Origin of the sequence: Streptomyces sp. NPDC021080, from assembly GCF_044333225.1 — a bacterium.
In the GTDB taxonomy this organism is placed as follows: Bacteria; Actinomycetota; Actinomycetes; order Streptomycetales; family Streptomycetaceae; genus Streptomyces.
This window is the reverse complement of the sequence record NZ_JBIRQM010000017.1, coordinates 86179-99997: the sequence shown is the minus strand read 5'-3', so window position 1 is coordinate 99997 and position 13819 is coordinate 86179. Positions and strand designations below refer to the sequence as shown.

General features: G+C 69.2%; 11 protein-coding genes. 6 read left to right on the top strand and 5 right to left on the bottom strand.

Annotated features, from left to right (window positions below; translation table 11 throughout):
* Positions 1 to 7 precede the first annotated feature (7 nt).
* Complete coding sequence (locus ACH4S8_RS34715; protein ID WP_398401317.1) at positions 8 to 706, bottom strand: hypothetical protein; 699 nt, start codon at positions 704 to 706, stop codon at positions 8 to 10.
* 619 nt (positions 707 to 1325) lie between these two features.
* Between ACH4S8_RS34715 and ACH4S8_RS34710 the strand changes: the two genes are divergently transcribed.
* A complete protein-coding gene (locus ACH4S8_RS34710; RefSeq protein WP_398401315.1) occupies positions 1326 to 2303 on the top strand; it encodes a hypothetical protein in 978 nt (325 codons plus the stop codon).
* Between the two features lie 297 nt (positions 2304 to 2600).
* The gene (locus ACH4S8_RS34705) at positions 2601 to 3290 is read left to right on the top strand and encodes an SDR family NAD(P)-dependent oxidoreductase (RefSeq protein WP_398401313.1); all 690 of its coding nucleotides are present in this window, start codon (positions 2601 to 2603) and stop codon (positions 3288 to 3290) included.
* 105 nt (positions 3291 to 3395) lie between these two features.
* Here ACH4S8_RS34705 and ACH4S8_RS34700 read toward each other — a convergent pair whose 3' ends face one another.
* Positions 3396 to 4337, bottom strand: coding sequence for a hypothetical protein (locus tag ACH4S8_RS34700; protein WP_398401311.1), 942 nt, complete (start codon positions 4335 to 4337; stop codon positions 3396 to 3398).
* 546 nt (positions 4338 to 4883) lie between these two features.
* Positions 4884 to 5588, bottom strand: a complete 705-nt coding sequence (locus ACH4S8_RS34695; RefSeq protein WP_398401309.1) for an SMI1/KNR4 family protein — start codon at positions 5586 to 5588, stop codon at positions 4884 to 4886.
* Positions 5589 to 6200: 612 nt separating this feature from the next.
* Here ACH4S8_RS34695 and ACH4S8_RS34690 point away from each other — a divergent pair.
* The gene (locus tag ACH4S8_RS34690; protein ID WP_398401307.1) at positions 6201 to 6695 is read left to right on the top strand and encodes a hypothetical protein; all 495 of its coding nucleotides are present in this window, start codon (positions 6201 to 6203) and stop codon (positions 6693 to 6695) included.
* Positions 6696 to 7207: 512 nt separating this feature from the next.
* Entirely contained in the window at positions 7208 to 7384 is a 177-nt protein-coding gene (locus ACH4S8_RS34685) for a hypothetical protein (protein WP_398401305.1), read from the top strand.
* A 38-nt stretch (positions 7385 to 7422) separates the two neighbouring features.
* On the opposite strand, the gene ACH4S8_RS34680 is transcribed toward ACH4S8_RS34685, so the two are convergent.
* Complete coding sequence (locus ACH4S8_RS34680; protein ID WP_398401303.1) at positions 7423 to 10119, bottom strand: glycosyl hydrolase; 2697 nt, start codon at positions 10117 to 10119, stop codon at positions 7423 to 7425.
* 284 nt (positions 10120 to 10403) lie between these two features.
* Between ACH4S8_RS34680 and ACH4S8_RS34675 the strand changes: the two genes are divergently transcribed.
* On the top strand, positions 10404 to 10787 hold the full coding sequence (locus ACH4S8_RS34675; protein ID WP_398401301.1) for a hypothetical protein: 384 nt from the start codon (positions 10404 to 10406) through the stop codon (positions 10785 to 10787).
* A 20-nt stretch (positions 10788 to 10807) separates the two neighbouring features.
* Here ACH4S8_RS34675 and ACH4S8_RS34670 read toward each other — a convergent pair whose 3' ends face one another.
* On the bottom strand, positions 10808 to 11521 hold the full coding sequence (locus tag ACH4S8_RS34670) for an SUKH-4 family immunity protein (RefSeq protein WP_398401299.1): 714 nt from the start codon (positions 11519 to 11521) through the stop codon (positions 10808 to 10810).
* Positions 11522 to 11932: 411 nt separating this feature from the next.
* Between ACH4S8_RS34670 and ACH4S8_RS34665 the strand changes: the two genes are divergently transcribed.
* Positions 11933 to 13663 (top strand): ricin-type beta-trefoil lectin domain protein, encoded by a 1731-nt coding sequence (locus ACH4S8_RS34665; protein WP_398401297.1) that lies wholly within the window; start codon positions 11933 to 11935, stop codon positions 13661 to 13663.
* The last annotated feature ends 156 nt before the right edge of the window (positions 13664 to 13819 follow it).

Genomic DNA, 13819 nt, shown 5'->3' with positions numbered 1-13819 from the left:
TGGGTGTTCATGCTTCGATACGCAGCCAGGTGTCGCCTGCGCGGAGCCAGAGGGAGCCGTCGCGGCCTTGGCCGCAGCGCATGACGACTCGGCCGTTCACCCGGAGCCGACGGCGGCTGGTCACTGCCCAGGTGGTGCCGTCGAGTTCGGCACGTATGAGCTCGACGGACTTCTTGTTGTGGTTCCGGCGGGTCAGTACTGCCCGGTTGCCGCGCACCGCGAATCCGTCCGGTCCGGGGACGGGGCTGCGATAACTGACGACGTCACCGGTGGACGGGGTGATCCGTGTCAGGAAGGTGCCGCCTTTGCTGCTGCCGGAGTACCAGACGAGCCAGATCTTGTCGTTCTCCGTCGCGGCGGTGCAGCCTTCCAGTGGGTGGTCGGGCAGCCGTCCGTGGGGAGTCCAGGTCGCCCGGCCTCGGGTGTTCCAGCCCGCGAGGCCTGCTCCCGACTCGGGGTGGCCGCCGTAGATGCCTTCATCGCCGTAGGCCGTCCAGATGCCTCCGTGGACTTCGGTGACCAGGGCGGGGATGTCGTCGCCGACACAGAACTCGGCTTCAGGTGCACCGGACGGGGAGAACACCACGGCGTTGGGCGCCCAGGGGCCTTCGGGCCCGTCGAGGAACGTACGGCCGCTCACCAGCAGGAACCGTGAATCCGGAAGCAGGGCCAAGTGGCCGGGCCGCATCCGGATGTCCTTCACCATGACGCGCCGCTCAGCCTGCCCCGTGACGGTGACCAACTCACCGGTGAACGGGTTTTCCGGCTTCCATCCGATCCACCCCTTTGGGTAGCGGGCGCGATGAAGGTGGCGCCGGTGGACCAGCATGACCGCGAGTTCCCCGGCGGGCCCGACGCTCCACCACAGGGCTCGATGCCCTCGTACGGCATCGACAGCGGGAAGCCGCCACACTTGATCTACCGAGGCATCGGAACGAGCAGTCATGGAGCGGAGATTCGTGGGCAGTCGCCTCTGGGACTCCGAGGCCGAGTCGCCCGAAGAGCGCCACCTTACCGGCCCTCCCCCGGTCCGACGCCCTTGGCTGTCTTTCCAGCAGACATTCAAGGCGTCCGGTGCCGGAATGTCCCTCGAACCATGTCCCTCACCAGAGAACACCGCACCGAACGGCGATCTCGAGCCCGCGGTGCGCACAAGAGCCGGGGAGCCACGGTCGGGTCGGCCCTGATCTTCACCCGCGCTGGAGGGAGGCGTATCTCTTGCGGGGCTCCTTCGAGGCGCTCGCCAAGTCGCGGGCGGCCAACCCGAGTCGGCCGCCTGAAAAGCGCTCGTCGTCCGTCGTCCAGCGGCGTTAGCCTCGCTGGTCATGGGAGCACGAGCGCAGTACGTGGTGGTCGAGAACGGCGTCTGGCAGCGGTACTACTCGCACTGGGCCGCCAACCGGGTGACCGAGGATCTGATGCCCGGTCCGGTCGCGGCGACACGCTGCTTCCGCGCCAACCGGGAGATCGACGAATGGCTCGACGACGTGTGGTGCGAGGGCGCCGCACTCGTCGACCACGACCGCAGGATCCTGCTCTGGTTCACCTTCACGAACAGTTGGGCCGACCACATCGCCGCCCGCACCGTACTGGCCCGGACATGGCCCGGCTGGGACGTTCGCTTCGCGCACGACGGCATGGGTGATCTGACCCACCACCTGGGCCTCGGCAGGGACCTGACCCGTGTACCGGGCTGGTTCGAGACCTTCGAACCTTCCGGGTTCGCGGCCACCGAGTACACCGAGCCCTGCTCCGTCGTCTCCCTGCGTCTGCCCGACGGAAGCGTTCGCGCGTGGGGCAGCGACTGGGAGCCCGTCGAGCACCTCGCCGCCGGGCCCGACCTGATCGACCCGATCGTCGCGTCGCCGGCCACTCCTGCGCTCACCGACATGCCGCACGGCGGCGTCCATTTCGACCCGCAGGCCCGCACCGTTTCGCTCTGGGCGGTGCAGACCGTAGCCGGCATTCATAACTGGCCGTTGCCGGGGTGGGAGAACTGGGTCCTGGACTTCCGCGGCGACGACCACACCCAGCAGGCCGGGCTGCTCCCCGCGGACTTCCCCTTCCCCCGGCCCCCGCTCGCGGCCGCACTGCGGCGGCTCAGCGACGGCCTCGGCACCCCGCCGCCCGACATCGGCGAGCTCCTGGCCCGCGCCACGGCCGTGTCTGGTCCGGAGGGCACCGCCCCCGTGGTGAACCCCGCCGCGCTGGTACCGCACGAACCGGCCGATCCCACCCCGGCCGAACTGGCCGCGCTGCGTACGGCGATCGATGCGTCGGCCGCGGGGGCGGAGGTCGACTGACCACCTCATGGGCTTTCCGCGGGCCGGACCGGACAGCACGCATGACGGTGTCCTGGTGCCCGGAGCCAGGTCGTGGGCGTCGGTCCAACGGTGGTGGGGTGGCATCCCGGAAGGAGCGGTGCGGGAGGCGAGTCAGCCCCGAGCGCGACCTGCGGAGCCGCGACCGCCTGCGCCGCAGCACGAGACCAGTGCAGCGATCGCACGATGGGCAGGCTTCGGCGCCCTGGCCGAGCAGCGTCGCGGACCACGTCGTAAAGCAGTGGCCGATCGCGTCGTCCCGGAGGAAAGCTGTGCCTCATGACGACAACCTTGATCACCGGGGCCAACAAGGGTCTCGGCCACGAGACCGCCCGCCGCCTGATCGCTGCGGGCCACACCGTCTACCTGGGGGCGCGCAACACCGAGCGGGGCGCGGCGGCCGCGGCCGGGCTCGGGGCCCGGTTCGTGCAACTCGATGTCACCGACGATGCGTCGGTCGCCGCCGCGGTGGCCGTCCTTGAAGCCGACGGCGGCCTGGACGTGCTGGTCAACAACGCCGGAATCGAGGTGCGGTCACCGGAGGGCGACATCATCGGCGCCGCGGAGCTGACCGCCGACGTGATGCGCGAGGTGTTCGAGACCAACGTCTTCGGTCTGGTCCGGGTGACCCACGCCTTCCTGCCGCTGCTGGAACGCTCCGCCGCCCCGGTCGTGGTCAATGTCAGCAGCGGCCTGGCCTCGCTGGCCCGGGCCGGGGAGGGGTACCCGGGGGTGGCCTATCCGGCTTCCAAGGCCGCGGTCAACATGCTCACCGTGCAGTTCGCCAAGGCGTTCCCGCTGATGCGGGTCAACGCCGTGGAGCCCGGCTACACCGCAACGGACCTGAACCGGCACGAGGGCAGACAGACCGTCGAGCAGGGAGCGGAGATCATCGTTCGGATGGCCCGACTGGGGCCGGACGGCCCGACCGGCGGCTACTTCGACGCGGCGGGCACTCTGCCCTGGTAGGCGGCGAGGCTCACGGCGCGATCGACGATGCCGCCGGTCGGGCCGTGAGCACCAGGGCCGTGAGCGCTCGGCTGTCGGGAAACGCACGCGGGAGAGGGGCAGTGGTTACGAGTTCACCGGCACCAGTCGCGTACGGACAAGCTCTCGCAGCATCGCGGCCCCCGCCCCCACCGCCGCAAGGTGCAGAACCGCCGCGAGCGCGAACTCTTCCGGCAGGGCCGCACCGGCCGGTCGCGCGACCACCAGGTACAGGGTGAGCGCAAACTTCCAGCCGCTCCAGGCGAACAACGAGCCCGAACCGACCCAGCCGAACACCATCGGGACCCACCGGGGGACGCGTGCGGGCCGGCCTCGAACAACAGCCCAGGTGGCGGCGGACGCCGCCAACGCCCAAAGCCCGAACACTCCGCACAGCACATACCAAGCGAGGTCCCGCTCGCCGCGGTGGGCGACACCTGCGGTGCCGCCCACCGCCCAGTACAGCCAGACACCACCGACCGCGGTGCCGACCACGGTCATCCACGGCAGCACCCTCCGCGAGCCCTCCCCACCGTCCCCGAGCCGACCCGCGAACGCGTCCGGCCAGCGCCGCCGCAAGTACGTGGGCAGCGCGATGGCCAGGCCCAGCCCCATGCCCACAAACCCGATCTGGATCAGCGCGGCCTCCCAGACCGGCATCGACGGGTCGGCGCCATTCCCGCTTTTCGGATTGCCGTCCGCCGGGTCCAGCAGCGAACTGAGAACGGCGTACGGCAACACCGGGACGAGGAACCCCGTCCCGACCCAAGCGCAGAAGGCCAACGGCGCTCCCGGTATGCGCATCCCCCACGGCCGCACCAGCGCGAGCGCCACAGCGATCCCGATCCCTGCCATACCGATCGTCACGCTGTTGAGCACCACCCACTCCGCCATGCCGAACCCCGCCCCGACGGGCAGCAACCCCAAGAGCGAACCGACCACCCACGACACCTTGATCAGCAAGTAGGGCGTCAGCGCCAGCGCTGCCCCGTACCCCGCGACCTTCCCGACACGGTCCCATCGATCCACCTGAACTCCCCATTCAGACAACGGAGTTCAAGTCTCATTCACCACTGCCCCATGGGCGTCAACCGTCGGGGCGTATCCATGTCACCACCCAGGAGGAGTGAATATCGGCCGACGGGAGCACAGAGAACTGCTCGGTAGCGGCTACGGCGGGCGCGGGCTTGATGGCGTCGTCGCCAGGTGGACCAGTGCCATCGGTGAGCCAGGTCTTGGGCCGGTCGAGGAAGCCGAGCGGCGAACAGGCACTGGATCTCGTTGCAGGTGAGCGGGATCAGCCCGTCGGGGCTCGTGCCGTCGTCGTCGGGGGCGGGTCCGCCATCAGCCCGAGCAGCAACTGCCTTGCCCGACGACGAGGTTCGACCCGACTGAATCGTCCCGCAATCCGCGCCGCCAAGTCCTCGAACACCGTCTGCCATCGGGCGGGTACTACGCTGCTCCCGCGGCCACCGCAAGATCGTCAGTCATCACACCGATGATCAGCGGCGGCCGCTTCTGCGCCCCCACCGGCCTCGGCCGGCGAGATCGCGGGGACCACTACGGATCTTGGATCTACGAGTCGAACCAGCGGTACCAGATGGGTCTGCCTACGCCTGCGTGCCAGCTCTCTCGCGCGGCACGGCGCTGGTCGGGCGTTGTCAGCGACTCCTCGTGGGCGAGCCAGTCGAGGTACCACTCCGCGAATGTCGCGGCTTGACGGTCATCGTTGAGCAGCGGGTTCAGGCGGTCGCACGTTGCGCGCCCGTCGAACCACATGGTCCCTCGCATGGGCCCGCTGACCACGAGAAGTGTGTAGAAGCCGCAGCCGTCGTCGTGGAGGAAGACGGCTCCGGTGGCACGAGCGGCTTCGATCGCATACGCGACCTCCCGCCAAGCGTCGTGATCAGCTTGGTAGGCCGCATCGGTGAGGTAGTCCTCCCGTTTCGGCTGACGGTCCCACGCGTCCTCGCTCGCCGTCATCGCCGTGTCGTGGTCGGGAAAGGGAACGTGCAGCTTCTCGTGGTCCTGATAGCAGGCGCCGTCCCAGTCCCAGCGCGACCCGTTGAACTGCAGCTTCCGCACCCGGCCGCCCGCACTGACATGCAGCAGGTACTGGCGGTAGTCCTCGGGGAACTCCACGCCGAACTGTTCCTCAGCCTGGCACACCTGCGTCTCGCTCAGGGGTTCCGGAAGCTCCTGTCCGGCGAAGCCCGTGCCTTGCCGCGCGTGGAGAGCAGCGGTCCGATCCCGTACTTCATCCCAGTTCACTGCCTGCATGCCCGGCAAGATAGCCGGTCGACCGACTTTCGCGTCGTCCTGGCCCTGGCGCCGACAGCCACCGAAACAGCCCCACAGGGCAGGGGAAGCCGAATCGCAGCCAGGGCAGTTCGGCGTCTCGGGATCGGTCGGGTCAACGTCGCAGCCGACGCGGGCGAGTGCGGCCAGGAGAACCACGGCGACGCCGCAGGGCGCCGGCGACAGCCCGGCGGGCGGCTTGGCTGTCGGTCTTCTCCGGCATCGGGATGTGCAGTCCGGTGCGCGCGTACCCGCGTCATGGCCTGTTGCTGACGGAGGCGGACGCACCGGCGAGCTGTGCGCCTGGAAGGTGAGAGACCAGTAAGACGTTCACGTACGATCACGGCGACGTGGTGCGCAACGTGACCGTGGGCCGGAAGGACTCCGAAGTGTGCACCGCCGGCGGTGACTCCGGCGGCCCCGTCCGCACCGTGAGGTCCAACGGGCACGTCGACGCCAAGGGCATCCCTCGGGTGGGGGCTGCAACTCGGCGAATGACGACGGCGAGTGCAGCGATGCCCGGAACGGCACATGCACGGTGTTCTTCACGGACATCGCTCTGGCACAGAAAGCACTCCCGGGAGGGATCAAGAAGTGGTGAAACGAACGGTCGGGCTGGGAGTCCTCGCGGTCGTGTCCGCCGTGGCGGTGTCCGCATCGGCGTGCAGCAGTCCCAAGCCGTGCGCCGGCGTCGGCGTCACCTCGCAGGTCGTCGTGATGTTCCTCCGGCAGGGCTACACCGACCTCGCCGGCGCCTCCTATGAGCTGTGCGCAGGGGACACATGCGTCAAGGACAAGCTCGAACGGGAAGACATCACCCGAGTGAACCTGCCGCTTCCCGACGACGTGGGCCCTGATGTCGGCACGGTCCGCTTTCGAGTCACCCCGAAGGGAAGCAGCAGTCCCGAGATCGACGCTTCCTCCGACGCGAGGCTCACCCTCCAGTCCGACGGCTGCGGTGGCGGCGCCTACAACGAGGGCCTCGCCTTCACCAAGGAGGGCGGGCTGACCACGAAGATCCCGCCGAGCGTGACCGCGGCCTGGCGCGATCACCTCGAGTCACTCGCCTCACCCTCCGAATCGCCCTGACACGCGCTCCCTCCACAGCCGACAACGGCCGTAGGGGGGAACTGATCGGCGTCGGCGAGGCATGCTGGTGTCGGTACAAGCAGCCGGGAGGTTCTCGCATGCGTCGGTGGACCAAGGCGTGGATGGTCGCTGGGGTGTTCGTCCTGGCTGCCTGCGGCTCGTCGGCGGATGAAGGATCCGCCGGAACGACGTCCGCGAGCCGGCCGGCGGAACCGTCGGCCCGTACATCGGCACCCGCCTCCGCGCACTCGTCCTCGCCCTCACCCTCGACTCCCTTTCCATCGAGGCCCACCGGCCCGAACGAGCCGAGCCCGACAGAATCGGCCACCGCGCCCCCTGCCTCGTCGGGAAGCTGTGCCGCCAGGCACACCGAGGTCACCGTCAACCCCGGTGAGGCGGTCGCACAGCGGCTGTGCGTGCGGCCCGGGACCGTGGTGTCTCTCGTCCTGCGGCCTCGAGCGGATGACAAGCGGTGGACGGCCGTTCGGAGTTCAGCACCGGCTTTCGTGCTGGTGTCCGGATGGCACGTGGACGCGGTCGGCACGGCCCGTGCATCGCTGCGGTGCGCGGGCACCCGGGGCGGTACCGCCGAGATCACGGCAACGGCGAAGGCGCCGGACGTGGCGGGCGCGGCGCGCGGCGCGTTCACGCTCGACGTGAGCGTGGTGCCGCATACGCCGCAGGGGTGACCCCGGCTGTCCGGGACCACCCCTGCGACGTCACCGCATCAGCCGCAGTCCCGCACGTTGATCTTGTAGATGCCGCGGCCGTGGGTGGCCGCGTACAGCGTCCTGCCGTCCGGGCTCAGCTTCAACTGGAGCACGGCGACGGCCGGGAGGTTCCCGACACGCTGCCAGGTCGTACGGCCCGGCGCGCGGTAGACGACGCCGAGGTCGGTGGCGACGGCGAGGCCGCCGTTCGGTGTGACGACCGCGGAGTCGGTCGGTACGTCGGGGAGGTTCTTCGAGATGTCCTTCCAGGTGGTGCCGCCGTCGGTGGACTCGAAGACGTGGCCGACACCGGCGCCGGGCCCCTCGGTCCAGTGCCGGGAGAAGCCGTTGACCGCGAGGTACACGTGGTTGGCGTTCTTCGGGTCGACGGCGAAGCCGCTGAGGTAGCGGTTGGGCACGGCACCGTCCGCGCCGGTGGCCGGGAGGGTGATGTCGTGCCAGCCGGTGCCGTCCGCGTTACCCACCGAGATGCCGCGGGCGAAGCCCTGGTTGTTGCAGGGGCCGCACCAGGCCGCGTACACCTTGCCGCCCGAGGCCGCGACGGCGGTCGCGGTGCGGCCGGCGCCGAGGTCGTACACGCTGGTCCACTCGTCGCCGCTGCGGATGGCGTAGCCGTGGGTCTGCACCCAGACGTGGCGGCCGCCGGCGATCCAGGTCGAGCTGTTCTTCATGTCGGCGGTGATGGGTGCGATGAAGCGGGCCTCGCCGGTGGCGTTGTCGGCCGGGGCGACGCCGTACGACGTGATCTTGCTCGGGTCGGTGACCCAACTGCCGTCGTTCACTGCGCAGTTCTGGGTCACCTGGATCGCCAGGTAGACGTACTCCTCGGCGATGTTGCAGCCGTTGGCCGGGTCGGTGAGGGTGTCGCCGCCGTCGCCGCCGAAGTTGGAGCCCATCACCGTGTCGTTGCTGCGCAGGACGGACTGGCCGTTGTCCTGCAGGCCGCCGGTGACGGACACCCCGCCGTGGGTCAGGTCCTTGCCGATGCCCACCGAGTAGTACTGGAGGGTGTCGATGGTGCCGTCGTTGAGCGAGGTCCAGTCGGTGGCGTGGCCGGAGGCGTCCTGGGAACCGTTGACGGGGCGTTTGTAGACGCCGCCGTCGTTTCCGACGTACACGAAGCTCTTGCCGTGGTAGCTGCCGATCGCGACACCGTGCTGGTCGGAGTGGGTGGTCTGGTTGCAGTCTCCGGTCTGCTTGGCCGGGTCGATGCTCCAGCAGGAGAAGCCGAAGTTCCAGTACGGGCCGACGGTCGACCAGTTGCTGCCGCCGTCCTTGGTCTCGTAGACCTCCTCGAGGCCCGCGTACACGTGCTCCGCGTTCGCCGGGTCGACGGTCAGGAACTGGTTGTACCAGGCCTGCACGCCGGGCATGTAGCCGCTGGACGTCAGCGCCGAGCCGTCGGCGGCCAGGCCCTGGTAGTCGGCGATCTTCGTCCACGGGCCGCGCGGGGAACCGGACTTGGAGACGTAGATGCCTTCCAGGCCGCTGTCCGGGTTGGTGTTCAGCTGCTCCGGGGACTGATCGATGGCGTAGTAGCGCGAGCCGTCGGCCGAGCGGGCGAAGGTGACGTTGCCGACGTCGTCGGCGTCGGCAGGCAGGTCGCCCAGGCCACTGGTGATCCGCGTCCAGGCGCCGTTCACCTTGGTGTAGAAGCCGTTGTAGTCGTCACCGCTGCGCCAGCCGACCGCGAGGACCACCTTGGCGGGGTCCTTCGGGTCGATCGCGATGTCGTTGGCGATGTTCTTGTACGCGGCCGAGGCGTCGTTCGCGAGTGAACCGCCCGGCAGATAGTCGGGGTTGGGCGCGAACTCCAGCTTCCAGGCCCCGCCGAGCTTCTTCGTGGAGTGGCTCCACACGCCCGCGCTGGTCGCCGCCCACACCTTGCCGCCGCCGAAGCGCAGCTCGTGGATGGTGGTGGACTCCAGTTCGTCGCCGCCGACCCGGCTGTGCGCGGAGTACGTGCCGTGATGCGGATCCGACAGGACGTAGACGCCGCTGCCGAGGTAGGCGTCCGCATTGGTCGTCGCCTCACCGGTGCCCAGCCACAGCCGCCCGCCGCCGTCGAGTGCGAGCGCGCCGGTGGACTGCGAGGACAGTTTGTCGCTGATCGGCTGCCAGCGTCCTCCTCCGGTGCGCGAGCGCCACACCCCGCCGCCGGCGCTGCCCGCGTACACGTACCCGTGGTCGTCGGCGGCCGTCGCGGCCATCCGGCCGGTCACGTTGCCCGAGCCGCCGCTGGAGTTGGAGTCGTAGTCGCGGTAGCGCGCATCGTCGGAGTTGTACGGCAGGTCGGTGATGTTGCGCCAACTGCCTTTAGTACTCGGCAGGTTGGTCAGACCGTTCCAGGCGGCGCCGTATGCGCCCGGTGCGACGATGCCGGGTGAGGTGCGGGCTTCGGCGTACTGGTCCGCACCCTCGGCTATCTCGTCGGCCTCGTTGCCGTCGTCGCCTCCGTCGTCCTCCGCCTTCGCCTTCGCCTTGGAAGTGGCGGCGCCCAGCGACTGGGTACGTTCGGCGGCGAGTCGGGCGAGGGTGCGGGCACCTAGAGGGGTACCGCTCGGGCCGGACGCGGCGCCGGCGGGTATCGCGACGAGTGCGGCGGATGCGGCGGTGGCGCAGATCGCGAGCCATCGTCTCTTGCGGGTGAGTTCTGGCACCAGGTCCTCCCGAACGGGCACGGATACAGCCATCGGGGACGACCCGACCACCGACGGCAGGAGGTGTCCGGCACTTGGACAAGCTTTGACCGGAACCTGCCACTACATACGGCCAAAAGCCGACTGGTTCGCCGGGGACTCAAGGCCTGCGGAACACGGTCCACGAGGCGGGCAACGGCCGGCTCGCACGGCAACCGCGCCGACCCGGCGAGCGGCACAAACCCCTTACCCGTGCCGCATCAAGCGACGTTCCCCCCGTCCCACCGGACGGGTCCGCGGCAGGAAGTTGTTGGACACGGTCCGCGTAGTCTCGCGGGATGCATTCTCATCTGAGCTTCGAGAACCCTCCCGCGCTGCCTCACGGGGTGGTGGTCGAGACGTTGGAGCGGGCTCTGCGTGACCGCTCGGCAGAGGGCGAGGCAGCGGGAGTCCTGGTCGGCACCGCGTTGAACGACGACGACGCGGGGTTCGTCGAGCACTGGTGCGTGCAGGTCGGGACGCGGGCCGTATCGGGCAGTCCGCTGCTCGGACTGGCCGGGCTGTGCCTGGGCCATACCGCTCGACGCTTCGGGCGCCTCAGCGACGAGGCCCGTACCCTGGTGGAGTCGCTGGCGGCGCGGGCCGAGGCGGACCCGTCGGACGTGGACGGTCGAGCCCTCGACGGCCATGACGATGCCCGGAGCTTCCTTCACCTGTGGTGACGTCGCCTGTTGTCACTCCATCACACCGAGTTCTCACGGATCAGTTCGATCCAGACCGAAGGCTGAATCGCCTCTTCGACCGCGGGATCGATACGTGCTGCCGCATCCACCACACGCTCCACGAGCAAGTGGAGACGGTCGTAGTGGCGCAGGAGTTCCGCCTCTCCGACCGTGAACTCAGGCTCCTCGATCCGCCGAAGGATCCGCAGGGCAGCATGCCACCGCCAAGCCGTCTCGACGTACTGCGCGACCGAGGAGCTGAAGAAGGACACCGCAGGCTTGTGAAGCCCCTGGTTGTACGGCCGAAGAACCTCCGGCAGATCGTCGACGGTGATCGGCGCGGGGCGAAGACAGAGCACCCGCCCCTCTCCGGGAACCACGGCGACCACGGAGCTGTTCGCGTCGGGCCCCCAGTGGCCCACTTCGTAGAGCCGTAGTCCGTCCTCGACCAGGTGGCGCTCGTATGCGCCGACGCGGTTGGGCAAGAGCGTTGGGACGGCGCCGACTTGAGGGTGGGGCGTGAACAGCGGCAGCCGTGGCAAGCCCCACTCCAGCAGGGCGGCCCGGTCGTCATCAGGCAGATCCCAGCACGCGACGGACTCGACGGCGACTCGGGATGCGGCGGTGACCAGGCACGAAACGGGCTGTGACAACACCCGCCCGAGGGCTTCCTGGACCGACCTATAGGCATCTTCACTCTCCACCCGCGTCAGCATCCCGGCAATGACGCCCACCTTCAAGATCGTTGTCGTGCGGCCCTCGCCCGATGCGCACATACGCCCGCCACCCGCCGTGCCGCGCCATGCCGTGAGGACAGAGCCACCGGCATCGCTCCCTCCGAACCATGGTCGGTTCCGAACCTTGACTACATTGGTCCGGTCCAATAGCGTCGCCCCGCACAGAACTCCACATGGTTCAACACCAACGACCGTCACCTGCACTGACGACGCGTCTGCTGGTCAGGGGCGCGAGCCCGCCGCCCGTTGCGGGCCTGCCTGTTCACGGCAGCCCAGGTGCCGGTCCTCGCCCTGTTCGTCGTCATCCAGATCCGCAAGGGCGCGTGCGTTGCTCACCGTTGGTGGAGATCACCAGAGGTGGCGTAGCGGACGAGCACGGTCATGCCTTTTCTTCGGAGGTCAAGACACATGCAATTATCCTTTGCCGGACCGCGGCGCGGCGGGTGGAAGAGAGCGCTCAGACTGGTTCCCGTCGTCGCGGTCACGGTGGCGACCACCGTCGTCGGAACGCTGAACGCCGAGGCTGCGGTGCCTCCGACGCCGTCGGGTTTCTCCCTCACCTGGAGCGACGACTTCAACGGCGCGTCCGGCACCGGCATCGACCAGAGCCTGTGGAAGTACGACACCGGGCCGGGCAGCAATTTCGGCACCGGTGAGATCGAGACCATGACCAGCAGCACGTCGAACGTCTACTACGACGGCCAGGGCCATCTGGTGCTCCAGGCCCTGCACTCGGGTTCCGACCCGCGGGCCGGATGGACCTCGGGGCGCGTGGAGACCCAGTCGGCGGGCTTCGGCGCCGCGGCCGGCGGCGTCGTACGCATCGAGTCCGTCCTTCAGCAGCCCAACGTCACCACCGCCAACGGCGCGGGTTACTGGCCGGCGTTCTGGATGCTCGGCGCGCCGCTGCGTGACGGTGTGACCTGGCCGAAGTCCGGCGAGGTCGACATCATGGAGGACATCAACGGCCGCAGCTCCGTCTTCAGCACCCTCCACTGCGGCGTGAACCCGGGCGGGCCGTGCAACGAGTCGACCGGCATCGGTTCGGGTGAGCGTGCCTGTTCGGGCTGCCAGACCGGCTTCCACGACTACGCGGCGGAGATCGACCGCTCGGTGTCGCCGGAGCAGATCCGGTTCTACCTCGACGGGAACAACTTTTTCACGGTCAACGCCGGCCAGGTGGACGCGACGACCTGGTCCGACGCGGTCGACCACCCGTTCTTCATCATCTACGACCTGGCGATGGGCGGCGGCTTTCCGGACGCCTTCGGCGGAGGTCCGAACGCGTCCACGGTCTCCGGCGGCAAGCTGGTCATCGACTCGGTGGCCGTCTACAACAAGGGGCCCGGTTCCGGGGGTGGCGGCGGTGGTTCGGTGACCGGCCAGACGATCACCGGTCCGGGCGGCAAGTGCGTGGACGTGGCGGGTGACGACACCGGCGGCGACGGCACCGCGGTCCAGCTGTGGGACTGCCAGTCGGCGGCCAAGGACCAGCACTGGACCTGGAGCGGCCAGACCCTGCAGACCCTTGGCAAGTGCCTGGACATCGCCGGCGGCGTCAACGCCAACGGCACCAAGCTGCAGCTCGCCACGTGCAACAGCGGCGGCTACCAGAACTGGGTGCGACAGGCCGACGGCTCCCTGCGGAATCCGACCAGCGGCCGGTGCATCGACTCACCGTCGGGTGCCACCGCCAACGGCACACGGCTGCAGATCTACGACTGCAACAGCTCCGGCGCCCAGCAGTTCGCGATCGGTACCCCGATCTACGGTCCGGGCGGCAAGTGTGTCGACGTGGCGGGTGACGACACCGGCGGCGACGGCACCGCGGTCCAGCTGTGGGACTGCCAGCAGTCGACTTCGCTGGACCAGAAGTGGACCTGGAGCGGCCAGACCCTGCGGACGCTGGGCAAGTGCCTGGACATCGCCGGCGGCGTCAACGCCAACGGCACCAAGCTCCAGTTGGCCACCTGCAACGGCGGCGGCTACCAGAACTGGGTCGCCAACGCCGACGGATCGATGTCCAACCCGACCACCGGCCGGTGCATCGACTCACCGTCGGGTGCCACCGCCAACGGCACACGGCTGCAGATCTACGACTGCAACGGCTCCGGCGCCCAGAAGTTCGCCCTGGCATGAGGGCTGCGCCTCAGCCTCTGGGGCGGCGTAGGTCTCTCCCTCCGCCGCCCCAGAGGCTGGTTACGCGCCGAGCCGACGCATGGCCGCCTCGACGCTGTCGCCGATGCTGGTGTCGAACGCGATCGCGGCCCCTGGTGCATGTCGGCTTCGCGTCCG

Excerpts from the sequence above, each read along its gene's own strand:
- ACH4S8_RS34715 (WP_398401317.1), bottom strand. The coding sequence starts at position 706 with ATGGTGAAGGACATCCGGATGCGGCCCGGCCACTTGGCCCTGCTTCCG.
- ACH4S8_RS34710 (WP_398401315.1), top strand. The coding sequence starts at position 1,326 with ATGGGAGCACGAGCGCAGTACGTGGTGGTCGAGAACGGCGTCTGGCAG.
- ACH4S8_RS34705 (WP_398401313.1), top strand. The coding sequence starts at position 2,601 with ATGACGACAACCTTGATCACCGGGGCCAACAAGGGTCTCGGCCACGAG.
- ACH4S8_RS34695 (WP_398401309.1), bottom strand. The coding sequence starts at position 5,588 with ATGCAGGCAGTGAACTGGGATGAAGTACGGGATCGGACCGCTGCTCTC.
- ACH4S8_RS34680 (WP_398401303.1), bottom strand. The coding sequence starts at position 10,119 with ATGGCTGTATCCGTGCCCGTTCGGGAGGACCTGGTGCCAGAACTCACC.
- ACH4S8_RS34675 (WP_398401301.1), top strand. The coding sequence starts at position 10,404 with ATGCATTCTCATCTGAGCTTCGAGAACCCTCCCGCGCTGCCTCACGGG.
- ACH4S8_RS34665 (WP_398401297.1), top strand. The coding sequence starts at position 11,933 with ATGCAATTATCCTTTGCCGGACCGCGGCGCGGCGGGTGGAAGAGAGCG.